This window comes from Plantibacter sp. RU18 (assembly GCF_050613355.1).
In the GTDB taxonomy this organism is placed as follows: Bacteria; Actinomycetota; Actinomycetes; order Actinomycetales; family Microbacteriaceae; genus Plantibacter.
The window spans coordinates 4,442,443-4,468,833 of record NZ_CP159618.1 but is presented as its reverse complement, the minus strand read 5'-3'; the positions used below and the strand labels follow the sequence as shown (position 1 = coordinate 4,468,833).

29 protein-coding genes and 1 riboswitch are annotated in these 26,391 nt (G+C 67.6%); of the genes, 17 read left to right on the top strand and 12 right to left on the bottom strand.

The genetic code is table 11. The features are described 5' to 3' along the window. Nucleotides 1-96: 96 nt before the first annotated feature. Entirely contained in the window at nt 97-987 is an 891-nt protein-coding gene (locus ABMA10_RS21250) for a magnesium transporter (RefSeq protein ID WP_347869849.1), read from the bottom strand. A 92-nt stretch (nt 988-1,079) separates the two neighbouring features. Further along, nucleotides 1,080-1,246: riboswitch (M-box (ykoK) riboswitch) on the bottom strand. Nucleotides 1,247-1,652: 406 nt separating this feature from the next. Between ABMA10_RS21250 and ABMA10_RS21245 the strand changes: the two genes are divergently transcribed. Genes ABMA10_RS21245 through ABMA10_RS21235 form a run of 3 tightly spaced genes read left to right on the top strand, consistent with a single transcriptional unit; the run spans nt 1,653 to nt 5,721 of the window. Further along, on the top strand, nt 1,653-2,552 hold the full coding sequence (locus ABMA10_RS21245) for an ABC transporter ATP-binding protein (protein WP_347869848.1): 900 nt from the start codon (nt 1,653-1,655) through the stop codon (nt 2,550-2,552). Continuing rightward, on the top strand, nt 2,549-3,610 hold the full coding sequence (locus tag ABMA10_RS21240; RefSeq protein WP_347869847.1) for an iron-siderophore ABC transporter substrate-binding protein: 1,062 nt from the start codon (nt 2,549-2,551) through the stop codon (nt 3,608-3,610). Before ABMA10_RS21245 ends, ABMA10_RS21240 begins: the two co-directional genes overlap by 4 nt. Beyond that, the gene (locus ABMA10_RS21235) at nt 3,607-5,721 is read left to right on the top strand and encodes an iron ABC transporter permease (RefSeq protein WP_414693698.1); all 2,115 of its coding nucleotides are present in this window, start codon (nt 3,607-3,609) and stop codon (nt 5,719-5,721) included. The genes ABMA10_RS21240 and ABMA10_RS21235 overlap by 4 nt, the downstream gene beginning before the upstream one ends. Here ABMA10_RS21235 and ABMA10_RS21230 read toward each other — a convergent pair. From ABMA10_RS21230 to ABMA10_RS21220, 3 genes are all read right to left on the bottom strand, one after another. Next, complete coding sequence (locus ABMA10_RS21230) at nt 5,710-6,531, bottom strand: alpha/beta fold hydrolase (protein WP_347869846.1); 822 nt, start codon at nt 6,529-6,531, stop codon at nt 5,710-5,712. The two genes, ABMA10_RS21235 and ABMA10_RS21230, sit on opposite strands and share 12 nt — an antisense overlap. Nucleotides 6,532-6,601: 70 nt before the next feature. After that, the gene (locus ABMA10_RS21225) at nt 6,602-7,315 is read right to left on the bottom strand and encodes a GAF and ANTAR domain-containing protein (RefSeq protein WP_347869845.1); all 714 of its coding nucleotides are present in this window, start codon (nt 7,313-7,315) and stop codon (nt 6,602-6,604) included. Beyond that, nucleotides 7,312-8,016 (bottom strand): GAF and ANTAR domain-containing protein, encoded by a 705-nt coding sequence (locus ABMA10_RS21220; protein ID WP_347869844.1) that lies wholly within the window; start codon nt 8,014-8,016, stop codon nt 7,312-7,314. The genes ABMA10_RS21225 and ABMA10_RS21220 overlap by 4 nt, the downstream gene beginning before the upstream one ends. A gap of 208 nt (nt 8,017-8,224) precedes the next feature. Between ABMA10_RS21220 and ABMA10_RS21215 the strand changes: the two genes are divergently transcribed. After that, a complete protein-coding gene (locus ABMA10_RS21215) occupies nt 8,225-8,506 on the top strand; it encodes a hypothetical protein (protein ID WP_347869843.1) in 282 nt (93 codons plus the stop codon). Between the two features lie 21 nt (nt 8,507-8,527). Here the strand turns inward: ABMA10_RS21215 and ABMA10_RS21210 are convergent, their stop codons facing one another. The 5 genes from ABMA10_RS21210 to ABMA10_RS21190 all read right to left on the bottom strand — a co-directional run bounded on the left by ABMA10_RS21210 (nt 8,528) and on the right by ABMA10_RS21190 (nt 11,980). Beyond that, complete coding sequence (locus ABMA10_RS21210) at nt 8,528-9,142, bottom strand: amidase domain-containing protein (RefSeq protein WP_347869842.1); 615 nt, start codon at nt 9,140-9,142, stop codon at nt 8,528-8,530. Nucleotides 9,143-9,289: 147 nt separating this feature from the next. Beyond that, nucleotides 9,290-9,703 carry a peptidoglycan-binding domain-containing protein gene (locus ABMA10_RS21205; RefSeq protein WP_347869841.1) on the bottom strand — a complete coding sequence of 138 codons (414 nt, stop codon included), beginning with the start codon at nt 9,701-9,703 and terminating at the stop codon, nt 9,290-9,292. Nucleotides 9,704-9,818: 115 nt separating this feature from the next. Beyond that, complete coding sequence (locus ABMA10_RS21200; protein ID WP_347869840.1) at nt 9,819-10,940, bottom strand: hypothetical protein; 1,122 nt, start codon at nt 10,938-10,940, stop codon at nt 9,819-9,821. Then, complete coding sequence (locus tag ABMA10_RS21195; RefSeq protein ID WP_347869932.1) at nt 10,930-11,424, bottom strand: RNA polymerase sigma factor; 495 nt, start codon at nt 11,422-11,424, stop codon at nt 10,930-10,932. Before ABMA10_RS21195 ends, ABMA10_RS21200 begins: the two co-directional genes overlap by 11 nt. Nucleotides 11,425-11,440: 16 nt before the next feature. Continuing rightward, the gene (locus ABMA10_RS21190) at nt 11,441-11,980 is read right to left on the bottom strand and encodes a hypothetical protein (protein WP_347869839.1); all 540 of its coding nucleotides are present in this window, start codon (nt 11,978-11,980) and stop codon (nt 11,441-11,443) included. Between the two features lie 182 nt (nt 11,981-12,162). Here ABMA10_RS21190 and ABMA10_RS21185 point away from each other — a divergent pair, with 182 nt between their 5' ends. From ABMA10_RS21185 to ABMA10_RS21160, 6 genes are all read left to right on the top strand, one after another. After that, nucleotides 12,163-13,356, top strand: coding sequence for an MFS transporter (locus tag ABMA10_RS21185; protein WP_347869838.1), 1,194 nt, complete (start codon nt 12,163-12,165; stop codon nt 13,354-13,356). A gap of 123 nt (nt 13,357-13,479) precedes the next feature. Continuing rightward, nucleotides 13,480-14,169, top strand: coding sequence for a TetR family transcriptional regulator (locus ABMA10_RS21180; protein WP_347869837.1), 690 nt, complete (start codon nt 13,480-13,482; stop codon nt 14,167-14,169). Continuing rightward, a complete protein-coding gene (locus tag ABMA10_RS21175) occupies nt 14,166-15,863 on the top strand; it encodes an MDR family MFS transporter (protein WP_347869836.1) in 1,698 nt (565 codons plus the stop codon). Before ABMA10_RS21180 ends, ABMA10_RS21175 begins: the two co-directional genes overlap by 4 nt. 97 nt (nt 15,864-15,960) lie before the next feature. Beyond that, nucleotides 15,961-16,503 (top strand): GNAT family N-acetyltransferase, encoded by a 543-nt coding sequence (locus tag ABMA10_RS21170; RefSeq protein WP_347869835.1) that lies wholly within the window; start codon nt 15,961-15,963, stop codon nt 16,501-16,503. 65 nt (nt 16,504-16,568) lie between these two features. Continuing rightward, nucleotides 16,569-17,003 carry a VOC family protein gene (locus tag ABMA10_RS21165; protein WP_347869834.1) on the top strand — a complete coding sequence of 145 codons (435 nt, stop codon included), beginning with the start codon at nt 16,569-16,571 and terminating at the stop codon, nt 17,001-17,003. 7 nt (nt 17,004-17,010) lie between these two features. Then, complete coding sequence (locus ABMA10_RS21160) at nt 17,011-17,652, top strand: winged helix-turn-helix transcriptional regulator (protein ID WP_347869833.1); 642 nt, start codon at nt 17,011-17,013, stop codon at nt 17,650-17,652. Nucleotides 17,653-17,723: 71 nt separating this feature from the next. Here ABMA10_RS21160 and ABMA10_RS21155 read toward each other — a convergent pair whose 3' ends face one another. Both ABMA10_RS21155 and ABMA10_RS21150 read right to left on the bottom strand, forming a co-directional pair. Then, nucleotides 17,724-18,353: an MBL fold metallo-hydrolase gene (locus ABMA10_RS21155; RefSeq protein WP_347869832.1), complete on the bottom strand. Its 630-nt coding sequence runs from the start codon at nt 18,351-18,353 to the stop codon at nt 17,724-17,726. Then, a complete protein-coding gene (locus tag ABMA10_RS21150; protein WP_347869831.1) occupies nt 18,353-19,447 on the bottom strand; it encodes an S-(hydroxymethyl)mycothiol dehydrogenase in 1,095 nt (364 codons plus the stop codon). Before ABMA10_RS21150 ends, ABMA10_RS21155 begins: the two co-directional genes overlap by 1 nt. A 161-nt stretch (nt 19,448-19,608) precedes the next feature. Here ABMA10_RS21150 and ABMA10_RS21145 point away from each other — a divergent pair, with 161 nt between their 5' ends. From ABMA10_RS21145 to ABMA10_RS21135, 3 genes are all read left to right on the top strand, one after another. Continuing rightward, nucleotides 19,609-20,337, top strand: a complete 729-nt coding sequence (locus ABMA10_RS21145; protein WP_431030984.1) for an SDR family NAD(P)-dependent oxidoreductase — start codon at nt 19,609-19,611, stop codon at nt 20,335-20,337. Between the two features lie 163 nt (nt 20,338-20,500). After that, nucleotides 20,501-21,478, top strand: coding sequence for an acetylxylan esterase (locus ABMA10_RS21140; RefSeq protein WP_431030983.1), 978 nt, complete (start codon nt 20,501-20,503; stop codon nt 21,476-21,478). Between the two features lie 228 nt (nt 21,479-21,706). Continuing rightward, nucleotides 21,707-22,126: a DoxX family protein gene (locus tag ABMA10_RS21135; protein ID WP_347869829.1), complete on the top strand. Its 420-nt coding sequence runs from the start codon at nt 21,707-21,709 to the stop codon at nt 22,124-22,126. Nucleotides 22,127-22,198: 72 nt separating this feature from the next. Here the strand turns inward: ABMA10_RS21135 and ABMA10_RS21130 are convergent, their stop codons facing one another. Continuing rightward, a complete protein-coding gene (locus tag ABMA10_RS21130) occupies nt 22,199-23,767 on the bottom strand; it encodes an HNH endonuclease signature motif containing protein (RefSeq protein ID WP_347869828.1) in 1,569 nt (522 codons plus the stop codon). Nucleotides 23,768-23,914: 147 nt separating this feature from the next. On the opposite strand from ABMA10_RS21130, the gene ABMA10_RS21125 reads away from it, so the two are divergent. The 4 genes from ABMA10_RS21125 (at nt 23,915) to ABMA10_RS21110 (ending at nt 26,291) form a co-directional block, all read left to right on the top strand. Next, entirely contained in the window at nt 23,915-24,511 is a 597-nt protein-coding gene (locus tag ABMA10_RS21125; RefSeq protein WP_431030982.1) for a hypothetical protein, read from the top strand. 24 nt (nt 24,512-24,535) lie between these two features. Then, entirely contained in the window at nt 24,536-24,970 is a 435-nt protein-coding gene (locus tag ABMA10_RS21120) for a hypothetical protein (RefSeq protein WP_347869825.1), read from the top strand. 137 nt (nt 24,971-25,107) lie between these two features. Next, nucleotides 25,108-25,764, top strand: a complete 657-nt coding sequence (locus ABMA10_RS21115; RefSeq protein WP_347869824.1) for a hypothetical protein — start codon at nt 25,108-25,110, stop codon at nt 25,762-25,764. Continuing rightward, nucleotides 25,761-26,291 carry an RNA polymerase sigma factor gene (locus tag ABMA10_RS21110; protein WP_347869823.1) on the top strand — a complete coding sequence of 177 codons (531 nt, stop codon included), beginning with the start codon at nt 25,761-25,763 and terminating at the stop codon, nt 26,289-26,291. Before ABMA10_RS21115 ends, ABMA10_RS21110 begins: the two co-directional genes overlap by 4 nt. The last annotated feature ends 100 nt before the right edge of the window (nt 26,292-26,391 follow it).

The window sequence follows — 26,391 nt, the reverse complement described above, 5'->3', positions numbered from 1 at the left end:
AGGTCGTTCGTGAGGCCCGCTCAGGCCTCTGCACGGTGTGGTTCGGGCCGAGGTCCGACTGACCCGAACCACCGCCATCGCGGCAATGCCCGCCGCTCAGCCGCCGATGGAGCTCCCGAGCACGGCATACGCGATCCCGAAATAGATGACCACACCGAGCAGGTCCATCACCGAAGTGATCAGCGGCGAGCTGAGCGTCGCGGGGTCTGCTCCGACTCGACGTGCTGCGAAGGGCAGCAGGCCGCCGATGATCCCGCCGAGGATGGTGACGCAGACCATCGTCAGACCGACGATCAACAGGATGTCCCCGCCGACGCCTTTGCTGAAGAACGCGAGGACGGCTTCGAGGATCGCGATGGCGATCCCGAGGGTCGCCGCGATCGGGATCTCGCGGCGGACGACGAACCAGAGGTCCCTCCAGTTCAGACGGACCTGGCCGAGGGCCATGCCGCGCACCACGAGGGTCGCGGACTGACTCCCGGTGTTGCCGCCCATGTCGATGATCGGGGCGACGAAGGCAGCGAGGGTGATCGCGGACATCAGGAGCTCCTCCTGGGCGGCGACGAATGTGCTGGTGACGATGCCGAACACCGTCAGGAGGGCCAGCCAGAGGCCTCGCGCGCTCACCATCCGGAAGAATCCGCTCCGGCGGAGGTCGAGGTCGCCGACCGCGCCGGCGGCGTTCATCGCCGGGAGCGTCACCGCGGCGGGCTCGGTGAGACCTGTCGCATCGGTGAGGAGTGCCTGCTGCGCGTCGAGCAATGGCAGGATGTCTTCTCGCTGCCGGGCCGGGAGGTCGACGAGCAACGCAAAACGGCGGCCGGGGTCCAATGCCCACAGCAGGCGGGCGACATCTGCGGCGTCGTGACCGGAGAGCGCCGCGAGAAGGTCGTCGCGATCGATGTGACGCTCGGCGATCTGCCAGCTCCCCTCGTTCATCGTCGCGATGTTGACGCGGACCGCGTAGACGGCGTCTTCGTACTTCATGGTGGTTCTCCTCGAGTTCAGCGCTCGCGGACGAACGGCGAAGCCGCCCGACGGGGTCGAGCGAGCCGAACGCGGATGTGGGCGCGGATGGATGAGCACTTCCACGTAAGAGCTTCGGCACTGCGCGACGTGATCCGTAAGGAAGCCACTTTGGATTCCCCCTTGCTCCGAGGGAATCTGTCCTGACCTTGGGCGTCTCTCGACGTCGTGAGATCAGTGGCCTGTGTTCGCACAGTAGCTTCGCCTAACGAAGTGCTGCTCTGATATTCTTGCACAGATGTTCAGGCGCTGACGATTTCGATCGTCGCGTTCACTGATTCTTTACGTTCCGTCAACCGGCACGTCGATTGCAATCGCGTGACCCTTCATGCTCAGTCGTCACGATCGTGCTCGTCGGACCGAGGAGAGCTTCTCGGGGCTCGGTGCGAAGACGGTTGCCTCGGGGTCCGCGCTGCGGAAGAACAGTATGCTGAAGTAGGCAAGGCAGCCCTAACTTCGCGTCCGACCCTCGGATCCGCGTCGGCGACGCCTGCGCGACGGCCGATCACCAGCGAAGGCTGCACGCCATCCATGCCGATCCAGGTCCCCATGCCCCAGCCGTACGCCATGCGCTCAGCCCAGCGCGCGATGCAGCACCCCTCGTCGAGCTGCGCCGGGTGGCGGGCATGAGCAGGACGTCGGCGATGAGCGGTGAGCGCCTGGTGCTCCGCTACGGCAAGACGCTCGTCATCGAAGACGTCTCACTGACCCTCGAACCCGGCCGCGTCACCGCGCTCGTCGGACCGAACGGCAGCGGGAAGTCGACGCTCCTCCGCTCGCTCGCGAAACTCCACCGCCTCGACGAGGGGACCGTGATGCTCGGCGCCCGTGGTGACGGAGCCGCCCGAGAGGTCTCCCTGCTGAGTGCGCGTCAGTTCGCTCGCGAGGTCACGCTCTTCGCCCAGTCGCGGCCGGCTCCGCAGGGGCTGACGGTGAGCGAGGTCGTCGCATTCGGTCGACACCCCTATCGCCGCGGCTTCTCCGGGCTGTCCACCGAGGACCGGACCGCCGTCGACCGCGCGATGCGGGCCACCGGCGTCCGCGACATGGCACAGCGCGCCGTCGGTGAACTCTCCGGCGGCGAGGTCCAGCGCGTCTGGCTGGCGGCGTGCGTCGCCCAGGAGACGGGCGTGGTGCTGCTCGACGAGCCCACGAACCACCTCGACCTGCGGTACCAGATCGAGACACTCGACCTCGTGCGCGATCTCGTCGACGAGCACGGCGTCGCGGTCGGCATCGTCCTGCACGACCTCGACCACGCGGCACGGGTCGCCGACCACCTGCTGCTCCTCTCCGCAGGGCGCATCCACGCCGCCGGCCACCCGGTCGACGTCCTCACGAGCGCGAACATCAGCGCCGTCTACGAGATCCCCGTCGAGGTCGAGCTCGACCCGCGCACGAACCACCTGCGGATCGATCCCGTCGGTCGACACGCGAACCGCACGGCCCGCACCCCGGGCCCCGCTGGCATCACCGACGCCGGCTCGACTCCACCAACGACCCCCACCCGAGAGGCCCATCCATGATCCGCGCCCGTTCCTTCGCGACCGCAGCGGCGACGCTCGCCATCGCCGTGCTCACCCTCACCGCATGCGGTACTACGACCGTCGACGAGGCCGGCGACGACGTCGCAGCAGCGACCTCCGAGAGCTGCGCAGCCGACACGACCACGACGTCGACGCACGCCGTCTCGATGACCGACGGCGTCGGTCGCACGGTCGAACTCGACAAGCCCGCCAAACGGATCGCGGTGCTCGAATGGCAGCAGATCGAGGACGCACTCACGCTGTGCGTCGCGCCGGTCGCCGTCTCGGACGCCGCCGGCTACGCCACCTATGTGAGCGCGGAGACCATCCCGAAGGGTGTCGCGGACATCGGAACACGCGGCGAACCGGACATGGACGCGCTCTACGCGACGAACCCGGACCTCATCATCATCGAGGCGTACAGCGCCGACGACGAGCTCATCGCGCAGCTCGAGGAGCGAGGCGTCCCCGTATTGGCGACCGTCGGTGCCGACGGTGCCGATCCGATCGGCAACATGAAGGACGTCTTCACCATGATCGCCGAGGCCACCGGCCGCACGGACCGTGCCGCCGAGGTCCTCGACGAGTTCGACGCGCACCTCGCGAGCGCGAAGGAGAAGGTGCAGTCCGTCGACCTCCCGACCACCGACTTCCTCTTCTTCGACGGCTGGATCGAGGGCGGCAATGTCGTCATCCGTCCCTACGGCCAGGGTGCGCTCTTCACCGCGCTCGGCGAGCAGCTCGGCTTGACCGGTGCGTGGACCGACGAGATCGACGCGTCCTACGGCAGCGGTGGCGTCGACCCCGCGTACGGCCTCGGCCAGACCGACATCGAGGGCCTGACCGCCGTCGGCAACGCGAACTTCTTCTACTCGAGCGACGAGGCCGCTGACGGCTACGTGGCCGAGTTCGAGAAGAGCCCGATCTGGACCGCGCTGCCTGCAGTGCAGGAGGGCCGCGCGCACGCGTTCCCCGCAGGAGTCTGGGGCGCGGGCGGTCCGCTGTCCAACCAGCAGGCGATCGACGCCTACGTCGACATCATCACGCAACAGGGTTGAGCACTCGGGCCCGATCAGCAGCACCCCACGTCGAGCACGACGTCACTGGAGTCCCCGACGTCGGGCTCCGGGGCGTGACGGGTGGGGTGGCCGTCCTGGCCGCCCTGCTCGTCGCCGTGGTGCTCGTGGGTATGTGGCATCTGACGCAGGGAACCTCCGGCGTCGGGATGATCGACCTCCTGCGACTCGCGGGCGGAGCGCATGAGACCGTCGGCGGGGTGCCGGTGAGCGACGTGCTGACGGGTTCACGGCTGCCGCGACTGTTCGCCGGAGTGGCCGTCGGCCTCGCGCTCGGTGTTGCCGGAGCACTGCTGCAGTCGATCTCCCGCAACGCCCTCGCCTCGCCCGACACCCTCGCGGTGACGGCCGGTTCCTACTTCGCATTGACCGTGGTCGCGGCATTCGGGTTCTCCGTCCCGCTCTGGGCGTCGAGTGGCGTCGCGTTCGTCGGCGGCCTCCTCGCCGCCGCTCTCGTGCTCGGTCTCGCGGGGACGTCGGCGGGTTCCGGGACGACCAGGCTCATCCTCGCCGGCTCGGCGACCGCCATGGCGCTCGATGCGGCGACCGCGATGCTCCTCATCCTCTTCAAGGAGAACACGACGGGCCTCTTCGCCTGGGGAAGCGGATCGCTCGCGCAGCTGAACATCGACGCCTCCGTCCGTGCCGCGCCCGTCATCATCGTCGCGATCGCCGTGGCGCTGCTGCTCGCCCGCCGACTCGACGTGCTCGGCCTCGGCGACGACACCGCGTTCTCGCTCGGGGTCCCGATCCGATCCACCCGCATCATCGCCATCGTATGCGCCGTGGTGCTCACGAGCATCTCGGTGACGCTCGCAGGCCCGATCGCGTTCGTCGGACTCGGCGCACCGGTCCTCGCCCGCCTGCTCGCGAGCCGACTCCCCGCACTGAACCGCCATGTCCTCCTCATCCCGGTCTCCGGGCTGCTCGGAGCGCTCCTCATCCTGCTGGCCGACGCGACCCTGCGGGCCATCCTCGGTGCAGAGGGTGCCTCATCGATTCCCACCGGCATCCCGACTGCGATCCTCGGCGCCGTCGTCATCATCATCCTCGCCCTCCGGCTCCGCGACTCCGGCCCGATCCGTCAGCCCCCGCAGGCGCGCGGAGGGCTGCGGACGCGACGTCGCTTCGTCGTCGTCGTGAGCGTCGCGGCAGTGCTGCTGATCGGCGTTGCGATCGTCGGGCTGCTCGCGGGCAGCTTATGGCTCCGCACGGGCGACATCGCACTGTGGCTGAACGGCACGGCTCCCGACCTGATCGCGCGCGCGCTCGACGACCGCATGCCGCGCGTCCTCGCCGCCTTGCTCTCAGGCGCTGCACTCGCGTTGGCCGGCTGCGTCGTGCAGAGCACGGTCCGCAACCCACTCGCTGAGCCCGGCATCCTCGGCATCACCGCGGGCGCGGGTCTGGGTGCGGTGTTCGTCGTCACCACGCTCGGCGGTGGACGACCACTCCTCATCCTGATGGCCGTCGTCATGGGGCTCGCGACCTTCGGGCTCATCGCCCTGCTCGCTTGGCGCGGAGGGCTCCTGCCCGACCGGTTCGTCCTGATCGGCATCGGCTGCGGCTATGGACTCAGCGCGTTGACGACATTCCTCCTGCTCCGGGCGGACCCGTGGAACACGCCGAGGATCCTCACCTGGCTCTCCGGCACCACGTACGGACGGACCATCCCCGACGTGGCGCCGGTCGCTGTCGCCCTGGTCATCGCGATTCCGGTGCTGTTCGGGATGCGCCGCCAGCTGGACCTCCTCGCGGTCGACGAGGACACCCCTCGCATCCTCGGTGTGCGGTTGGAGCGCACGCGGCTCGGTGTGCTGACGATCGCCGCCGTGCTCGCCGCGCTCAGCGTCGTCGCCATCGGCGCCGTCGGCTTCGTGGGGCTGGTCGCACCGCACCTCGCCCGAGCGCTCATCGGGGCCCGCCACAGCCGGATCATTCCCGTGTCGATGCTGCTCGGTGCTCTGCTCGTCTGCGTGGCAGACACCCTCGGCCGGACGCTGATCGCGCCCGCTCAGATCCCGGCAGGCCTGATGATCGCGCTGATCGGCGCGCCGTACTTCGTGTGGTTGCTCCGCCGCTCACGCGAGTAGAGACCGTCCGGTCGCCCGTGCGTGTGCGAACGGAGGACTACAGCGGCGTCGGCAGGAAGTCGCGCACGACGTGACTGACGAGGTCTGGCCGCTCGGCGAGCAGACCGTGCGTGGCGCCGGGGACGATGCAGAGCTGCGCGCCGGGATGGACGCGGCGATGAGGAGCGTATGGTCTGGTCGGATCGAGTCGCGATCGCCGGCGACCACGAGGATCGGCGCGGTGATCGTGGACAGCGCCGCCGGATCGATGTTCGGCTCCGAGGTCCACAGCCGGAAGAGCTTCTCCAGGACGACGTCGCCGTGTGCAGGGCCGTCCGGCGACAGGCGTTCGTAGTGCATGCGTTCCAGATCGGGCTTCTCGGCGGCCGGCTCCGCATGCGGTGAGACCTCCCGGCGCGGGGGAGTGAGCACGACCGCGTGCGGTGCGGACGAGGTGCTGAACGCCGATGGATCGAGGTTGGCGCTGATCGCGACGACCGAGCGGACGCGCTCCGGGTGGTCGAGGGCGAGCATGAGGCCGAGGATGGCGCCGTCGCTGTAGCCGATCACATGCGCCGACTCGAGGCCCACTGCATCGAGGTAGGCGAGCGTGTCGGCGAGACCCCGGGCATAGTCGTACTCCTCGTCGATGTCGGCGGAGCGGCCGTGACCCGGGCGTTCGAACGCGTGGACGCGATAGTCGCCGATCGACTGCGCGAGCCCCCGCATGGACTCCAACGAGCAGAACCCCCCGTGGAGCAGCAGTACCGGTTCGCCAGTGCCGTCGACCTCTGAGTAGAGGTCGACTCCGTTGATCCGCAGGTACGTCATGCTCCGATCCTCTCAAGGAAGGCGCCCTTCAGGAGAGCAGGTGCGTCGGTGACGCCGGATCCTGATCTCGTCAGACGGTGAGTCGGCGTTCGACGACGTCGCGCGCCACATCGGCCAGCGGTTGTCGCGTACGCCGGGCGTGCTGTCGAAGGCGGTCGAACGCGTCCTCGACGGAGATGGACGACATGAACGCGACGACACCCTTGGCCTGCTCGATCGTCACCCTCGACTGCAGTGCGTGCTCGAGCTGCTCGCGCGCGGCGTCGCTGGCGCGCAGGGTGCGTTCGTGGAGGATGCCGATCGTCGCGACGTCCGCCATCGCCTGTGCGGCTCGGGCCTCGTAGTCGTCGAGTGTCGATGAGGCCATCCGGAAGAGGTTGAGCGTGCCGATCGTCATCTTGCGCAGCCGCAGGGGCACGGCGAACACGGAGTTGAACCCTTGCAGGGCCGCGAGTTCGCCGAATCTGGGCCAACGGGAGACCTCAGCCGAGATGTCCGCCACCACGACCGGGACACTGAGGTGGAAGCTGTCGATGCACGGCCCCTCTTCGGCACTCAGCTGGATGAGTTCGACGAAACGTCCTGCCTCGCTGGTCGAGGCCACGAGTTCGAGCTCGTCGTTGCGGTCGGCGAGGAGGATGCCGGCCGCGCCCACATCGAGGAGTTCGACGCTGGATTCGACGAGCGTCTGCAGGAGTTCGAACGTGTCGTAGTCGTCGACGAGCGTGTCGGCGAGCGTCGCGAAGACTTCGAGGAGTTCGGCGTTCCTGCCGTTCGTGTTCACGAGACGTCTTCGATCGTGGTGTCGTCGAGGACGTAGCCTGTTCGGAGCTCGATGATGTCCTCTGCGACCTCGGCCATCGGGCGGTTCTGCGCGTAGGCCTGAGCTTGGATGAACAGGTGGGCGTCGTCTGGTGACAGTCCGAGTTGGGCGATCACGAAACCTGTCGCCTGGTGAATGCGCCGTCGCGCATGCGGTTTGTGCTGAGAGGCGTCGGGGAGGGCAGCGAGCTCGACGGTGCGTCGAAGCACGTACCTGCTCAACGGACGAGTCAGCGACATCATCTCGTCGACGAGCTGCTCGCTGAGTGTCTGTTCAGAGGTGTCGTAGAGTTCCACGGCGCCGACCTGCAGCGGACCGACACGGAGCGGGAAGGCGAAGATCGCCCCGACCGCATGTTCCTTGATCGCTGCAGCGAACGATGGCCACGCATGGTGTCCGTCGCGTTGGATCGCGGACTCGAGCACGGGGCGGCCGGAGCTCACAGCTTCCCAGCACGGTCCTTCGGACAGATCGAACTGCAGTTCGTCGATCCGCGCGATCTGTCGGTCGCTCGCGGCGATGGTCTCGGCGCTCAACGCGTTGCCGAGCGTGGCGACGGAGACACCGCTGAGTGGAATGAGCTGCAGGAGCGGCTCGACGAGCTGGTCGTCCTCGCTCACGCGTTCCAACGCGCCCTTCACGAGGGCGAAGGTGTCGGTCATGCTGCCACCTGCCTCCGATGTCATGGGTGGCCGCCTGTCCGGACGGCCTGCACATCATCTTAAGCGCAACGAGTGTCGGCCAGTGCGGAGTCTTGCGGTGCTGGAGAGCGGGCATCGACGCAACTCGTCGCCGCAACAGCCTCACCCATCACGCGCCTGGGAAATCAAGCCGCGGAGTGAACTCCGGCGGCGGCCGTAACCTGACCGCATGGTAACGAAGCACGCTCGTCAAGCAGTGTCGCTCGACTCACCGTCACCAGTGGAACGACACCAGTCCCACCTCCCGTACGTGGTCCCCATCGGAACCCGTCAGTGGAGGATCTCAAACGGCAACGAACCCGGCACTCCGGACTGCTGCCTCGCCTACGTGGAAGGCCGTGAACCAGGGTTCGACGTCCTGATCGTCGCACCCAGCCCGCCCGAATGGATCCACGTCGACACCTTCGAAGAGGCGAAGAACATCGCGATCCGCCGCCCGCCGCACCAGTAGACCGCCCGCTGGGCCCAGGGTTCAGGACGTCGGTTCGGCCAGATGCCAGTAGGTGACGCGCGCGCCGGGATACTTCACCGTGGTCGCGTTCGTCACCGAACGGTAGTGGGAATCGAGTGTGTGTCCGGCGAAGTACACCTGACGATCTGCGCCGTCGCCCACGATGCGCGTCACGATGCCGGTGTGATCCTCGTCGCCTGAATCGTCCCAGTCGAACTGCACCAGGTCACCGAGCTGGAGATCGGTGAGGTCGGTCGCCGCGAGTTCCGTGGCGCGCTCCGGATGTGCTTGCAGATAGCGCTCGAACAGCGTCGAGCTCACCCATGCGTCCGCATACTCGGGATCGCCGTCGGCATCGGTGTCGAACCACCAGTCGTCATCCATCTGCCAGCCCCGGGCGATGAGCGACTGACTGGCGAAATTCACACAATCCGAGTCCGGCAGGGCGCCGTACTCCGCGTCGTTGTAGGAGTCCCAATGCGCGTGCACGTAGTCGAGCTGCGCCTGGATGGCTGCGTCGTCCGACCGCTGCTCGATCTGCTCAGGCGAGCAGCCGGACAGCCCGATGGCCGCTGCCGCCACGATGACCACCGTCACCGAGGCGCGCAGGCGACGGGAGATTCCAGGACCGAGCATCCCCCAACGCTAGGCCCGCGTCGCTGGACGAATCGTGTGGGGCGATCCGGTCAGGACGGTGCCTCCGGTGCCACCCTGCGGGACCAAGAGTTCGTGATGCGCGCCTCCGACGAAGGTTGCTGTCGATAACAGCCGCTCGGCGGACGGTCAGATGTTGCAGCCCGATGCCCGCGCAGCGTCGTAGGGGTACCAGGCGATCGGGCCGGGGCCCATCTGCGGGCCGCAGAGGATGTTCCAGGTCTCAGCGCCCACCACGCCGTCGGCCTGCAGGCCCCAGTACGTCTGGAACGCGACGACCGCGGACTGGGTCTGTGCCCCGAACGCTCCGTCGACATCGAGCTGGGTGTAGCCGGACGGACCGTTGATCTTGAACGCGTTGAGGAGGGTCTGGATGTTGGCGACGCACCCGCCGTCGCCGCCCGCGGAGTACTGGTAGTCGACGCATTGGCCGGCCGCTGCAGCGGGGGCCGCAGTCGCGATCCCCCCGACGGATGCCGAGATGGCGAGCCCGAGTGCGGCTCCAGCAACGGCGATCTTGTTGCGCATCGTTCGTGTGGTCATGATGTGTTCCTCTCGTGACGGTGGTCGAACGCGTCGAGACTACGGGCGCATCGTGCCCGACTGAATGGGGAGCGGTACCCATGGTGGGTTCCCCGCGCCGAGTGAAGCGATCCGACTATCGCCCGTCGCGGTACGCCCGCTCCTCGCGCGCCAGATCCGCGCCGTAGAAGCCCTCGGGCACTTGCGGGAGTTCGAGCATCGCGGTGCGGTCGAACTCGCCGCTCACGTTCCAGAAGGGCGTCCAGTTCTCACCGACGCGATAGTCGGCGATGAAGTCCGTCAGGTTCGGCGGCGGAGAGACCGTGCCGCCAAGCTTTTGGATGTACGGCATCGCGACAGTGACCAGGTACTGATAGAGGAAGGTGAGCTGCTGTGCGTTGACCGGCACGCTGTAGCGCGGATCCTTCGGGAATTGCACTGAGCACGCGGTGAGAGCGGTGTCCCACGGCTGATCCTCGGCGGCGCCGGTCGGCCGGTCGTTGCGCAGCCCTTCCCCCTCGACGGTGGTCGGGTAGCCGGCCTCGGTCAGACACGCCGCCATGACCTCTGCCCATTCCGGCTCGAGGACGAATCGTTCGCGGGCGACCTGTGGAACGGTGAAGTCGGCGTAGCGCTCTTGCATGGCGGCGATCAGCTGGGCATCCGAGGCGGCGGCGAGATTCATGAGCTGCTCCTCGGTCATCGGGTCGGGGATGGGATAGGAGTCGGGGTCGGCGGTCGCATCACCCGGCAGCTCCGGCTTGGCCGTGGCCGTCGTCGCCGTCGGAACCTGATACCAGCGCTCGAGCTTGAAGCGGGCGCCCTCCGGCATGGAGATGTCGATGCGCTGAGCGGCGACGGTGACCTCACCGATGGCGGCGATCTGGAAGCCGAAGCGTTCACCGCCGGGCTCGCCCGCGGTGCAGGTGCCCTGCATCGTCCCGTTCGGTGCGCCTTCGACGCTCACGCGATAGTCGCCCGGGTCGATGCAGGTGAACGTGACGATGAGCGCGCTGGCCGCCTGGTCTGGCGCGGGGACGTCGATGGCTGTCGGTCCCACATATGTCTCAGCACCGGAATGCCCGGCTACGGCGACACCGGCGGCGGTGCCGCAGCCGATGAGCAGGACGGTGGTCGCAGCGATAACGGGGACTCGTCGGCGGACGGGACGTGTGCGGGTCGCCGTGAGGACCGTCGTCCGTGCGTTCGCGAGCATGGCCGAGAACTCGGCGTCTCTGGTCGTGTCGTCACTCGTCATGGGCTGCCACCGCCTTCCGCAGTCGTGCTCGCGCACGTTCCAACCGTTTCGCCACGCTCCCGACCGACGCGCCTACCAGTGCCGCGGCCTCGCGATACGAGCGGCCTTCGATGAGACACAGTTCACACACGAGGCGATCGAGTTCGGGCAGGGCGTCGATCTCGGACATGACGACGTCCAGACGCTCGCGCGCGATGTCGTGATCGGTCCGGAGCGTCGCGATGTCGGGGAGCTCGTCGACCGCGTGTCTCGACCGCCGCCTCCGATGGTTCTGAGCGTGATTGCGGCACGTGACGAGGAGCCAGGGCAGCACCGACGTGTCGACGATGCGGATGCCCGCTCGTTTCTTCCACGCGGTGATGAAGGTCTCCTGCACGAGTTCCTGCACCTCGTCGAGCGAGGAGACGAACGCCGTCTCATCATCGTCTACCGCGGCTCCCGTTCGCCCATGTTTGGGTGAGCGAGCGCCCCCTCGCCCAAAGATGGGCGAACGAACGTCCTCAGTCGATGCCGATGTCTTCGCCGACGACGGTGATCTGCGCGGGGACGGGCCACGGGTGGTCGCCGACGGGCGCGAGGCGGACGAGTTCGGTGAGGCGCGGGGCGGGGGACTCGGCCGCACCGATGAGCCAGCCTCCGACGATGAAGGTCGCTCCGGGGACGGACCACACTGCGATACCGGTGACGCCGAAGTCGCCATACGACGTGTCGGAGAAGCGCGCCGTGACGAGGTCGCCGTGCGTGAGTGCCGCGAGCTGCGTGGCGACGGCCGCTGCGTCCGGCTCCACGGCGTCCAGGTCTGCGACGGCCTCGAGAACCTGTAGCGGTTTCGAGGGTTTGCCGTTCTGGTCGAGCGCGGTCCCGGAGACCATGAGCCCGCCGAGGATGGGCGAGCGACGCGCACGGCCGACGAGGTCGAAGGTTCCATAGCGGGTGACGCTGAGACGCGCCTGGACCGTCCCACCGTCCTCCGCTGCTTCGATGGCTGCCGACAGCTGCTTGATGTCACGTCGGGCGGGGACGCTGAGGTCGTAGTTCACCCGTCAACTATCCCAGTTCCGGACGAAGCGCATCGGACTGCCGGGATCACCGCCCGTAGACTGCCCACATGTCTTCAGTTCGTGATTGATCAGGCGCCGCGCCCATTCGAGGGGCGCGCAGCTTCCTGATCCCATCACTCACACGCCACTCGGCGTGCCCTTCAGCCTGGAGTCTTCTCGTCATGTCGTCCGCTCGGACAGCACGGTACCTCGACGTGCTCACACTGCCCCATGTCCCTCTCACCTTCGGCGTCGCGATCATCGGACGCGCCGCCTACGCACTCGTGCTCTTGCCATTGCTCTACGCGGTCTCGGACGCGACCGGGTCGATCGCGCTCGCCGGTGTCGCCGTCGCGCTGTATGGCGCCACAGCGAGTTTCCTCGCTCCGATTCGTGCGTGGTTCATCGATCGATACGGTGCGCGTCGCGTCCTCGCGGCGCTGACGGTCGCATTCGGCGGCACGATCACCACGCTCGCGATCGCGGCGCTCACATCGGACAGCGGTTCCCTGCTGATCCTGCTTGCGGGGATCGCCGGCGCGTTCGCTCCACCTCTCGGCCCGACCATGCGCGTCGCTTGGGGCAGGCTCGCGCCCACTGGCGACCTGCTGCGGAAGGGGCTCAGTCTCGATGCCGTCGTCGAGGAGTTGCTCTACCTCGCGGGTCCGGCTGCAGCGGGCTTCGCGCTCGTCGTCGTCGCTCCGGGAGCTGCGCTCTTCGTCCCGGCAGCGCTGGTGATCGTCGGCGGGCTGCTCTTCGTCGCCACACCGACAGTTGGCGGAATGGGTGCTCGCGACCGGAGCGTTCCGTCGGTCGATCGTGGGTCATCCCTGTTGCTCCGACCGCGATTCGTGGGTCTGCTCCTCCCCGTCCTTGTCGCGGGAGCGGTGTCCGGAACGATCAGCGTGGCGATTCCAGTCGTCCTCGCCGAGTACGGCGGATCGGCTGCGGCAGGGATCGCCCTCGGCCTGTTCGCCGGTGGCAGCGCTTTGGGAGGTCTGCTCTTCGGTGCGCTGAAGGTGCCTGGCTCGCCCGCACGACAACTCGTCGTTCTCGCGACACTCCTGCTCCTCGCGTCGTCGTCGATCGTCGCGGTCAGCGGAGTTGCTGCCGTGAGCGTCGTCTTGGCTGCCGCGGGACTGTTCTTCTCTCCGGTCATGATCGTGGCCTACGTCGCCGCGCATGTGGCGGGCGGTGAGCACCAGCAGAACGCCGCAACGACCTGGGTCAACACAGGACACAACGTGGGAGCTGCCGCTGGCAGTGCCCTCGCCGGGGTATTGATCCAGTCGATCGGAACGGCGGGAGCCATCATCGCCATCGGTGCCGGAGCGCTCGGGCTGCTGGTGGCGTCATCGGCGCTCGCTCGCCGCTGAGGCCTGAGTCGCCGCTGACGCTGAGCCGCCGTCGAAGCCGTACCGCCGCCAATCCTGAGAAAACACTGCACGAATACAAAAGTGCGCATTGTGTAAGTTTGCGGAGCGTGCAAAAATACAGTTATGCAAAAAGTTGAGATCCATGAGGGCGCTCCGTCGGCGAGCGGCGGCCTGCGCGAGCGCAAGCGTGCGCAGACGTCCGAAGCCATCCACGTGGCGGCGGCGGAACTCGTGCTGGAGCATGGGCTCGAGGCGACGACCATCGACGCGATCAGCGAGCGAGCCGGCGTGTCCACGCGGACGTTCTTCAACTACTTCCCCGCGAAGGAGGACGCCGTCCTCGGTTTCGACGAGGTCGCCGTCTCGGCCGAGCTCGCGAAGGATCGCGAATATTCGGGCGACCCGCTCGTGTCGCTCTTCGACCTCATCTACGCGATGTTCGAAGCAGGCGGCGGGCCGAAGCGGAAGTCGGACCTCAAGCGCACGGTGCTCCTCACCTTCCCGCAGCTCATGACCCGTCAGATGGTCCGGGTCGCGGAGCTCGAGGAGCAGCTCAGCGAGATCGTCGCCGGCTGGCTGGCGACCGACGAACGCTTCGCTGCCGGAACCGACACGGAACGCCGCGAGGAAGCCCGCATCCTGCTCAGCATCTGCCTCGCCACCGTGCGAGCCAGCGTCCGCCGATGGGTCGATCACAGCGATTCGGACCCCGGCGTCCACCCCCAGCATCCGGAGTCGGCGCGCGTCGATCCCCGCGAGAACTACGAGCACACCCTCGCGTCGCTCAGAACCGTATTGGAGAAACTTCGATGACATCCACGAACGACAGGTCGGCGAAAGCCGCCACCCGGCAGGAGCCGGTCGAGGGAGGTCCGTCGACGCGCAGCGTGCTGCTCGTGTTCGCCGGACTCATGGTGGCGATGCTCCTCGCATCGCTGGACCAGACCATCTTCAGCACCGCCCTGCCGACGATCGTCGGCCAGCTCGACGGTGTGGAGCACATGCTGTGGGTCACCACCGCCTACATCCTCGCCTCGACGATCGTCATGCCCGTCTACGGCAAACTCGGCGATCTGATCGGCCGGAAGTGGCTGTTCATCATCGCGATCGGCATCTTCCTCGTCGGGAGCGTCATGGGTGGTCTCGCCGACTCGATGGCGACACTGATCGCCGGTCGTGCGGTTCAGGGCCTCGGTGGCGGCGGACTGATGATCCTCGCCCTGGCGATCATCGCCGATGTGGTCCCGGCACGTCAGCGCGGCAAGTACAACGGCATCATGGGCGCGGTCTTCGCCGTGTCCAGCGTCGCCGGCCCGCTGCTCGGTGGGTTCTTCACCGACGGACCCGGCTGGCGGTGGGCGTTCTGGATGAACATCCCGCTCGGTGCACTCGCCATCGTGCTGGCGATCTTCTTCCTGAAGCTGCCGAAACGCACATACGCGAAACCGAAGATCGACTACCCGGGCATGATCGTGCTCGCGCTCGCAGTGACGAGCCTCGTCCTCTTCACGACCTGGGGTGGCAACACCTACGACTGGGACTCGCCCGTCATCATCGGCCTCATCATCGGCACCGTCGTCTTCGGCGGACTGTTCGTCTGGATCGAGAGCCGGGCGGCAGAGCCGGTCATCCCGTTGAAGCTGTTCAAGAACCGCAACTTCACCCTCACGACCGGCGCAGGCCTCATCACCGGTGTGGCGATGTTCGGGGCGCTGGCGTACATGCCGACCTACCTGCAGATGGTCACCGGCGTCGGCGCGACCGCTGCGGGTCTCCTGATGATCCCGATGATGGGCTCCCTGCTCATCGCCTCCGTCGCTTCAGGACAGATCGTCTCGCGGACCGGCAAGTACAAGATGATCCCGATCATCGGTTCGTTCATCACGGCACTCGGGCTGTTCCTGCTCTCCACGCTGACGGCGACGACGGCCATCTGGATCATGTGCGCCTTCCTCGCGGTGATGGGTCTCGGTCTCGGGCTGTCGATGCAGATCCTGGTGCTGGTCGTGCAGAACTCGTTCCCGAGGTCGATCGTCGGTACGGCGACCTCGTCGAACAACTTCTTCCGCCAGATCGGCTCGTCACTCGGTGCCGCGATCGTCGGAAGCCTGTTCGTCTCACGCTTGACCGACATCCTCGCCTCGAGCGTGCCGGCCGGTGCGAGCGGCGGGAGTGACGGACTGAACTCCCTCACCCCGGCTGCCGTCTCGGCGCTTCCGGAGGCGGCCCGCTCCATCATCGTCAACGCGTACAACGATGCGCTCACCCCGATCTTCCTGATCATGGTGCCGCTCGTGCTCGTGTCGGCCGTGCTGCTGATGTTCGTGCAGGAGAAGCCGCTCGCCACCCACATCGAGCAGACCGAGGGTGAGCAGTCGCTGCCCGCAGAGGTCCTCGGTGAGTCGCTGTCGAGTGGTGCCAACCCGACCGTCGAACCGGTGCTCTCGACTCGGACCGGATCGATCCGGGTCGCGCAGGACGATCGGGACCGGGAACCCGTTCGATAGTCCGGCAACATGCGACGGGCCGCGCCTCTTCGGAGGTGCGGCCCGTCGCTGTGTCGCGTGGCCGAGGTGAACGGTCGGTCGGTGAGAGGCTGGAGGCATGATCGATGCGCTCCAGTTCACCGTCCAGTTGTCCAGCCGTAGCGGGTCCGTGACGCTCCGCCGTGCACGCCTGGACGACCTCGCCGCACTCATGGCGCTCCTGGCAGACGATCCGATCAGTGCGGCGCGCGGCGATCAGGCGGACGCGGCCGATACCCCTGCGTATGCCCGGGCGCTCGCCGAACTGATCGAAGACCCGTCGAACGAGATCCTGCTCGTCGCCGATGATGCACGCGTCGTCGCGACGATGCAGTTGACCCGGATCCCTGGCATGGCCCGGCGTGGATCGACACGACTGCTCGTCGAAGCGGTCCGCGTCGCGGCCGATCAGCGCTCGAGCGGGATCGGTTCGGCGATGATGCGGTGGGTGACGGATGTCGCCGCGCCGACGATCGGGTCGTCACTCGTCCAGCTGACCTCCGACGAGGCGCGGGTCGATGCGCACCGCTTCTACGAGCGACTCGGATTCGTGGGCTCGCACCGCGGCTTCAAGTACCCGATCGGTGAAGCGCGGCCGGCCCGTGCGGGAACTCGTCCTTGACGCGTCACTTGTTTTTTGCAAGTATCGTCCGTATCGAAGCAGTGACCCACGAGAAGGAGAGCACGATGAAGATGATGTTCGTCAACCTGCCGGTGACCGACCTGGACCGCGCGAAGGAGTTCTACACGGCCATCGGCTTCACCGTGAACCCGCAGTTCACCGACCACAACGCCGCCTGTGTCGTCGTCGAGGAGGACCACAGCGCCTTCATGCTGCTCGTGCGCGACTACTTCCAGACCTTCAGCGAGCGGCCCATCGGCAACCCGGCGGAGAACGTGTCGGTGTCGACGGCGATCTTCGTCGACAGCCGTGAGCTCGTGGATGCGAACGTCGCCGCAAGCATCGCTGCGGGTGGCACCGAAGCCCAGCCCGCGTCCGACTACGGTTTCATGTACCAGCGTCAGCTCACGGACCCCGACGGCAACATCATCGAGTTCGGCTACATGGATCCGGTGGCAGCAGCGCAGGGCCCCGAGGCGTACCAGAGCGAACAGGCCTGAGCGCTCAGTGGCGGTGCGTGACTATGGGCAGTACGGCGGCGTCACCCAGGCACTCGAGCTCATCGGAGAGCGTTGGGCTCTGCTCATCATCCGCGACCTGCTGGTCGGGCCGCGTCGCTACGGCGAGCTCGCGGCGGGGCTCCAGCGGATCCCGTCCAACATCCTGGCGACGCGGCTCAAGGAGCTGCAGGCGGCCGGCGTCATCCGTCGGGCGCCGCGTTCGCGCGTGATCCTCTACGAGCTGACGCCCTATGGACGCGAGCTCGAACCGGTCGTGCTCGCGCTCGGTGCGTGGGGGTTCAAGGCCATGGGGGATCCGCGCGACGAACAGGTCATCACCCCGGATTCGATGACGATCGACCTGCGGACGGCGTTCCGGGAGCAGGTCGCCCTCGAACTTCCGCCGACCGCCTACTCGGCGCGTGTCGGTGCCGCCGAGCTCCTGATCCGGGTCGACGGGTCGAGCCTGGATGTGCGGCGCGGCGACGGCCCGTCGGACCTCGCCTTCGCCACCGGGCCCGACATACGCCGCCTCATCTCCGGCGAGCTTGCGCCGGACCGTGCGATCGAGACCGGTGTGGTGGAGGTGTTGCGTGGTCGCGGCGACCTCCTCGACCGCTTCGCGCACACGTTCCACCTGGCCGCTTGACAGGAGGAACGCTGCGGCGCGCGAAATGCCACCGGCGGGGACGGTCGACCTGGAGCCGGTGATCGACGGCTTCAGTGACCGCGGGCAATCCACTCGTCGAGGTGGGGTGACTCTGCGCCGATCGTGGTCGAGTCGCCGTGACCAGTCCGCACGACCATGTCGTCAGGGAGGGTCAGAAGCTGTGTTGTGATCGACTCGATGATCGTCGGGAAGTCACTGTAGGAACGGCCAGTCGCTCCGGGCCCGCCGCTGAAGAGGGTGTCGCCGGTGAACACGGTTCCGAGCGCCGTTGCGACGATACAGACCGCGCCGGGCGAGTGTCCCGGGGTGTGGCGGATCTCGAGGTCGATGCCGGCGACCGGCACCAGCTGGCCGTCGACGAGGGTGCCGCTCGGTGCGGCATCGGGGTAGACGACATCCCAGAGCATTCGATCGGCGTCGTTGAGGAGCACGGGCGCGCCCGTCTCGGCACGCAGGGTGCCGACGGCGTCGATGTGGTCGTCGTGTGCGTGGGTCAGGACGATGGCCCGCAGGGTTCGGTCGCCGACGGCCGTGAGGATCGCTTCGGCGTCATGTGCCGCGTCGATGACGACGCATTCGGTGTCGTCGCCGACGATCCAGACGTTGTTGTCGACGTCCCAGGTGCCGCCATCGAGGCTGAAGGTGCCGCTCGTGACGAGGTGGTCGATGCGTGTGGTCATCAGAGCACCACCACCGAGCGCAGCACGTCGCCGCTGGCCATGCTCGCGAAGGCGTCCTCGATGTCGTCGATGCCGATGCGCTCGGTCACGAACTCGTCGAGGGGCAGGCAGCCCTGGAGGAAGAGGTCGGTGAGCATCGGGAAGTCGCGTTCGGGGAGGCAATCGCCGTACCAGCTGGACTTCAGCGAGCCGCCGCGACCGAACACGTCGAGCAGGGGGATCTCGAGCATCATGTCCGGTGTCGGGACGCCGACGAGCACGACGGTGCCGGCGAGGTCGCGGGCGTAGAAGGCCTGGCGCCAGGTCTCGGGTCGGCCGACTGCGTCGATCACGACGTCGGCACCGAAGCTGTGGGTGAGTGCCTGGACGGCCGCCACCACGCCGTCCTCGTCGAGGGTGCTGGAGTCGATCACGTGGGTGGCACCGAGCTGTTCCGCCTTGATGAGCTTCTTCGGATCGCGGTCGATGGCGATCACCGTACTTGCTCCGGCGAGCTTCGCGCCGACGATCGCTGCGGTACCGACGCCGCCGCAGCCGATGACGGCGACCGAGTCGCCTCGGCCGACGTTGCCGGTGTTCATCGCGGCTCCGAGGCCGGCCATGATGCCGCAGCCGAGGAGACCGACCGCTGCTGGGTCGGCCGACGGGTCCACTTTGGTGCACTGCTTGGCGTGGACGAGGGTCTTCTCGGCGAACGCACCGATCCCGAGCGCCGGGCTCAGCTCGGTGCCGTCGACCAGCGTCATCTTCTGGGTGGCGTTGAAAGTGTTGAAGCAGTACCAGGGTTCGGCGCGGACGCAGGCGCGGCACTCGCCGCAGACGGCACGCCAGTTCAAGACGACGAAGTCGCCCACCTGCACGTTCGTGACGCCCTCACCGATGGCGCTCACCCGGCCGGCTGCCTCGTGGCCGAGGAGGAACGGGAAGTCGTCGCTGATGCCGCCCTCGCGGTAGTGGTAGTCGGTGTGGCAGACGCCGCACGTCTCGATGTCGACGACGGCTTCGCCTGGGCCGGGGTCCGGGACCACGATGTCCACGAGTTCGACGGGGGCGCCCTGGGATCGGGCGATCACGCCGGTCACGGTGGTGGGCATGGGTGCTCCTTCGTTCACTGCGGGTGGTGCTCGGCTCGTTTTCACCCTATCGGGCGAGTCTCATCGACGGTTCACTCAGCGTCTGCGGCGCGCGAGCGTCTCAACCGCCCGAGGCCGCCGGGCTATTCATATCAGGCGATCGTCGGGGCTAGCCTGGCTGCGTGAGTGATCGAGACGTGGCAGTGGTGACCGGCGGCGGACGAGGGATCGGCAGGGCGATCAGCCTGAAGCTGGCTCGAGCAGGCTGGGACGTCGTGATCGGCTACCTGTCGGATGTCGACTCAGCGACGTCTGTCGCAGACGAGATCCAGACGCTTGGCGGCCGGGCGCTGTGCATCCAGGTGGACACGGTGGATGAGCGCTCGGTCGAGGCGTTCTTCGCCGCGGCTGAACAGTTCGGAACCGTGACTGGAGTCGTGAACAATGCTGGTGCGGCGACCGCCGTCGGCCGGCTCGAGGACAACGACCTCGCCGACATCCGACACGACATCGACGTCAACCTGTTCGGTGTCATCGCCTGTTGCAAGCACGCGCAGGCGACGCTGGCGAGGTCGGGCGGCGGCGCGATCGTGAACATCTCCTCAGCAGCCGCCACCCTTGGTAGCCCGGGTTCTTACGTGCAGTACGCAGCGGCGAAGGCCGGCGTCGACGCGCTCACGGTCGGGCTGTCGAAGGAGCTCGCGCCCAGCATCCGGGTGAACGCCGTGTCGCCCGGAACGATCTGGACCCAGTTCCATCGGGACCCGGACCGTCCGGCGAAGGTCGCCGAGACCGTCCCGATGGGTCGAGCCGGTGAGGCCGACGAGATCGCCGGTGCCGTCGCCTGGCTGCTGTCGAGCGAGGCGAGCTACGTCACCGGCGCGAACCTGCGCGTCGCCGGCGGGCTCTGACGGCACGCCACCGGCGACCGCGCCATCGGCGACCCGCTCCGCCGGCACGGGCACTCCGGCTACGCTGAAACAGGTGTGTGCCGGTCGAGTCCCGCCGACCATCGGGCGGTGCGACCGTCGTCATGCACGACCGAGCAACGACCACACGAATCGAAGGTGACCAGTGGCGCAATTCGACCTGCCCCTCGCCCAGCTCCAGCAGTACCTGCCCGACCGCGAGGAGGCGCCGGACTTCGACACGTTCTGGGCCGACACCCTCAGCTCGTCCCGCGCACTCGGCCAGCCGGTCGTTCGTGAGCGGACGAACCCCGAGCTCGCGAACCTCATCGTCGAGGACGTGACGTTCTCGGGGTATGGAGGCGATCCGATCAAGGGGTGGTTCATCCGTCCAGCCGGCGCGACCGACCCCCTGCCGTGCATCGTGAACTACATCGGCTATTCCGGTGGGCGCGGACTCGCGCTCCAGTGGACGCTCCTCCCGTCGGCCGGATATGCGGTGTTCGTGATGGACACCCGTGGGCAGGGCAGCGGGAATTGGCCTGGGTCGACGCCGGATCCGGCTGGCAGCGGGCCGCAGATCGCAGGCAAGATGAGTGCCGGACTCGACAGCCCCGACACCTACTACTACCGTCGGGTCTACACCGACGCGGCCCTCGCCGTGGACGCCGCGCGCAGTCTCCCCGAGGTGGATTCCGCCCGCGTCGTCGTCGCAGGTGGGAGCCAGGGCGGTGGCATCGCGCTCGCCGCGGCAGGACTCAGCGATGGGATCGCCGGCGCCCTCGTCGACGTCCCGTTCCTCTGCCATTTCCGTCGGGCGCTGCAGATCACCGATTCGAGCCCGTTCTCCGAACTGTCCAAGTACATGATGGCGAACCGTGGTTCGGAGGAAGCGGTGTTCCGCACGCTCTCGTACTTCGACGGCGTGAACCTCGCCGCCAGAGCGACCGCGCCCGCACTGTTCTCCGTGGCGCTCGCCGACCCGGTCTGCCCGCCGTCCACGGTCTACGCGGCGTTCAACCACTATGCCGGGACGCAGAAGGACATCGCCGTGTATCCGTACAACGGGCACGAAGGCGGCGGCCCGGTGCAGCAGGCGCGCCAGCTCACGGCGCTCGCCGAACTGCTCGCTCCGTCGAGCTGAACGGCGAGGTCTTCACATGACGCGTGGTGAGGGACGCTGTCCGATTGCGGTTCGCCGGGCGCGGACCGGTCGTTCTGGCTGGCGCCGGTGAAGCGGGCCCTCTTACAGGCGGTCGCGACAGGCGTCGTCGAGATGGTTCGTGGAAGCGGAGGTCCTCTGGATCGCTTCACAGGCACCCTCCATCTGGCCGCCTGAGGAACGCTCGGCGGGATCACTTACGCTCGGACCATGGGAATCCTCCGGATGCTCGCCCGCTGGTTGCTGGGAGCTGTGCTCTCCTTCGCAGGTGTCAGCCATCTGACCTTCGCGCGCCAGTCGTTCGTCGCCCAGGTGCCGCAGTGGCTGCCGCTACCGGTGGACGTGGTCGTCGTCGGGTCCGGCATCGTCGAGATCATGCTCGGCCTGTCGCTGATCGTGCTCCCGCGGTATCGCGTGGCGATCGGCTGGATCGTCGCGGCGTTCTTCGCTGCCGTGTTCCCGGGCAACATCGAGCAGTTCGTCCGCGGTACCGATGCGTTCGGACTCGACACCGACCTCGCTCGCGGGATCAGGCTGGTCTTCCAACCCGTCCTCGTCGTCTGGGCGCTCTGGTCGACCGGCGCCTGGAGGGCGTCGCGGGAGAGACGACGCGGCAAGGCGACCGTCTGAACGATTCGGTACCGCGGTCGTCGCGAGACGCTCGGGGGCGGCGAGCACCCTCGGGGCTGTCAGGGGTCGGGATCAAGCGGCGATTCGAGCTCTGCCGCCGCGGCGAGGTGTCTGGCGCAGATCGACACTCGGCGGTGGGATGAACCAGGGCACGTTGTCGTGCACGGTGATCTGCCAGCCGTCGTTATGGATGCGATGGTGATGGAAGCTGCAGAGCAGGATGCCGTTGTCGAGGTCGGTTGCTCCGCCGTTCGACCACCATCGGAGGTGATGGGCTTCGGTGTAGGTGGGCGGGTGAGTGCAACCCGTCCACGCGCAGCCGCCGTCGCGTTCGGCGAGGGCGATCTTCTGTGCTCTCGTGAAGAGACGGGTGCCGACGCCGAGGTCGAGGACTTCGGACCTCCCGCCGAGGACGATGGGGATGATGCGTGCGTCCGCTGCGAGACGGCGGGCGGTCGCGGCGGTGACCGGTTCGGAGATGCCGTCGATCGTGGCGGTGCCGGTGTGGGTGAACGTGTCCTCAGTGCGCAGGTCGTGGAGGTCGATGCGGACGACGAGGCTCACCGGCGCGAGTTCGGTGACGGCGGTGCTGCAGCTGCCGGCGTGGCGGAAGATGTCCGTGAGCGCGTCGGCCCGGTGCTGCTCGAGGGTGCGGTGGTCGGGAATGTCCGTGGGCGGCACGAAGTCGTCGTCGAACGGGCTCGGTGACGTGGTGACCGCGGCGAGGGTTTCCATCGACGTGTCGTCAAGGGCGCTGTCGGCTTGCGGTTCGCCGGGCGCGGACCGGTGATCTCGGCTGGCGTCGATGAAGCGGACCTTCTGCCGCAGCTGTTTGCCGACGAGGGCGTCGATGCCGGCGCGGACCCAGGCGGCGGCCTCTGGGGCGAGGAGGGCGTGGAGTTCGGTCATGCCGTCATGGCGTTCGCGGAGGGTGCAGCGCTGTTGCTCGCGAAGGCGTTGCTCGCGAGGCATCCGGCCGTCTTGGTCGAGGCTGGTCCGGATGAGTTTCGCGATGCCGATGACCTCCTGCAGCGGTGCGCCGGTGCTGTGCTCGATGCCGAGCCGGAGCGTGGCGTGCAGGCGCTCCGTGTCGACATGCGAAGGCACGGTCCGGAGCTCGCGGATGAAGGTAGCGGCCGCATCGATACTGAGCGGTGCCCTGGAGTGCTCGCGAGCGTCGTCCATGCGGTGCTCTATCGCGCTGGCGATCTCGGGATAGTCACTCTCGCTGAGTTCGCCGTCGATGAAGCGGGTCGGAGTGATCGCACTCCCGACGGCGACGATCGACGACGCCTGCCCTCGGTGGATGCGCCACCGTTCGGCGAGGAACACCGTGGGGTTGGCGCAGCCGTACCGCCGTGTGAGAGGGTCGCGATCCACCAGTGGGCGGGAGCGCTCCGCGACCCCACCCATGACATGAGCCGCGAGCACGTCGAGCACCTGCCGGGCTGTGCCGATCTGGTCGAGCACTCGGACGAGGCCCGAGTCGTTCATGCCCTCGATCTGCTCGAACGCATCGGCGCCGGGTCGGATCGGGTCGAGTGCACCGGACCACGTCTCCATGAGCTCGGCGAGCACTGCGCCGAGGGTTCCGGCAGGGTCGGAGGCGACCGGACCGGCGGCGTGGGACGTGTTGGACATGGGACCATTCCAACATGGACCACTGACATTCATCATCGGGCAGAATCAACTTCTGAACAGGGCTTTTATCGAGCAATCGTCGGCTAAGCGGGCTCGATCCACGACGTGGTTCCGGTGAAGTCTGGCGGCTGATGACAGAATTGAGGCATGAGACTCACTCTCCATCGCACGGCCCTCGTCGCTCTTGTCTCCGCCTCCGCCCTCGCTCTCGGAGGGTGTTCCGCTTCCGGCGGTGCCGGCGAGACGCCAGTCGCATCGGCCTCGCCGACGGCGTCGCAGCCGCCCAGCACCCCGCTCGTGAAGCAGACGTTGGCCGACGAGGTCGACGGCACGAAGGTCACGGCGCTCGCGATCGTCACGGATTTCCCGGCACCCGAAGGGTCCACAGCCGGAGTCCGTCCGATCCTGGTCCAGGTCCGTCTGGAGGCAGGCGACGAGTACGGCGGCAGCGTGCACCCCTCCGTCGTGTCGATCACGGCTCGTGACGTGAACCTCGACTACGTGACGCTGGGGATGGGCAACCCTGAGGTACTCACCACGCCGATGTCTGCGGCCGGGTACTCGCCTCTGCAGGCCGTGCCGGCAGGGGAGACGGCCACTGGCTGGATCGGTGCCTGGGTGAGGGACGAGGTCACGGAGTTCGACCTCGTCTACGACCGTCGCGAGGGCAAGGTCATCGGTGGCAGCAACAACGGCGAGGTCGTGCCTCCGAGCCGCGCCATCGCCAAGCTGATCGTCGAGTAACGCGCTTCGAGCGGACGAGCCCCCATGGCCCTGGAGAATCTGTTCCCTGACGCCGCACCCCACGTCCCGCGGACCCCGCGGACCGTGCGCCAGGTGATCGTCACGGTCCTCGCGCTCGTCGCCGGAGGGGTCGGAGTCGTCGCGCTGCTCGGTCTGCTCCTCGGATCGTTCCAGGGGACGTACAGCTCTCTGCTCGAGGGAGACGTCTCGACCTGCGGCTATGCCGGGGTGGGGTCGACCTGCCAGGACGAACTCCGGGAACGCGTCCAGGATGTCTTCCACATTCCCCTGAGTGACGATGTGCGAGTCGAGCAGCTTCGGCGATATGGCTTCCCAGACCCGACGTTCAAGGCGCGCCTCATCTTCCCGAGTGCCGACGCAGCGGTGGCCGACGGATTCGACATCACAGAGATGCGGCCTGGCGGTAGAGCGATGGTGGAACTCGAGGTCACCGTGTGAGTGCCCACGGCTCGCGAGGGCGTGCAGCCAGCGAAGTAATGCTCCTCACGGGATTAAAAGTATTGCTCCTCACGGGATTAAGTTGTCGCCGCAGCCGGACATGTCTTCTCTGAAGGCATCGCCGGAAAGGGTGGGACATGGACGATCTGGATGAGCTCGTACGCGGAGCTGCACCGCGTGGTTTGGGTGACGAGACGGGGGCTGCAGATCGAGCGCGATTCCTCGCGCAGACCGTCGCCATCGAGTCGAAGGGTGTGCGGCCGGGCAATCGGCTGCGGAAGGTGTTCGCAGGCTTCGCGATCGGCATCGGAATCGTGGGCATCGGCGTGACCGCCGCGACGGCTGGACCCTCCATGCTCGCCTGGGTGGGCTGGGCACCTGAAGCGGCGGTGCAGCGCAGCTTCAGCATCGTCGAGGGGGACACGACGTGTCAGGTGGTCGCGCGGGTACTGCCCGAGTATCGGAACGTCAGCGATGCCGAGGCGGATCGGCGCACGGCGGAGGCTCGGGTGTTCCTGACGCAGCTCGACTGGGACCGCGCGGTCGAATCCATCACCATCGCTGAGGTCGACGCTGCATACGCGCGCGAACAGGAGCGACGAGCGCCACTGATCGCCGAAGCGGAATCGACCGGTGCCACGCCACCTCCCGCCGTCTCACGGGGTCTCGTTGCAGCGGACCTCATGGCGGAGAGGATCCAGTCGGCCTTCCACGACGGCGGCTACCTCCGACAAGGGACGTCGCTCGAAATGGCCGCCGAATGCGCCGGAACGCCGGATGGTGGTGCGCGATGACCGCATCGAGACGCGACGCACGTCATGTCAGGTTGGAGGCACTTCACCAGGCGAATGCGGCGGATCTCCTCAGTTTCATCGGCCGCCGTGTGCGCACCCCGGCGGACGCAGCCGACGTACTCAGCGAGACGTTCGTGGTTGCGTGGCGTCGGGTCGACCGGATGCCGCTGGACCCCGAACGCGCACGCATGTGGTTGTTCGGCGTCGCACGCCGGACGCTGGCGAACCTGCATCGCAGTACCGCCCGACGCGACGCGCTGACCGCGAGGTTCGGCGAGTACCTGCGGACGCTCCCACCGGATGAGCCCGACGACGTGAGTCTCGAAGTACGGTCGGCCATCGCTGATCTGCCGGATGATCAGGCAGAAATCGTCAGGCTCGTGCTCTGGGACGGGTTCGCCGTGATCGAGGCGGCGCAGGTGCTCGGCATTCGCGAGTCGACTGCTCGCGGCCGCTACCAGCGGGCGAGACTTCGGCTTCGGGAGGCGCTCGGGCACACTGCTCCGACAGGGGCTCTGCGTTCGTGAAAGCGGGCCGCCCGCAGTGGCGATCGCATCGGATCAGCGTGACTGCACGTGCCGGCAGCGCCGCCGACCGCGCCCGGTACGCTGTGGATGGCCCTGCGAG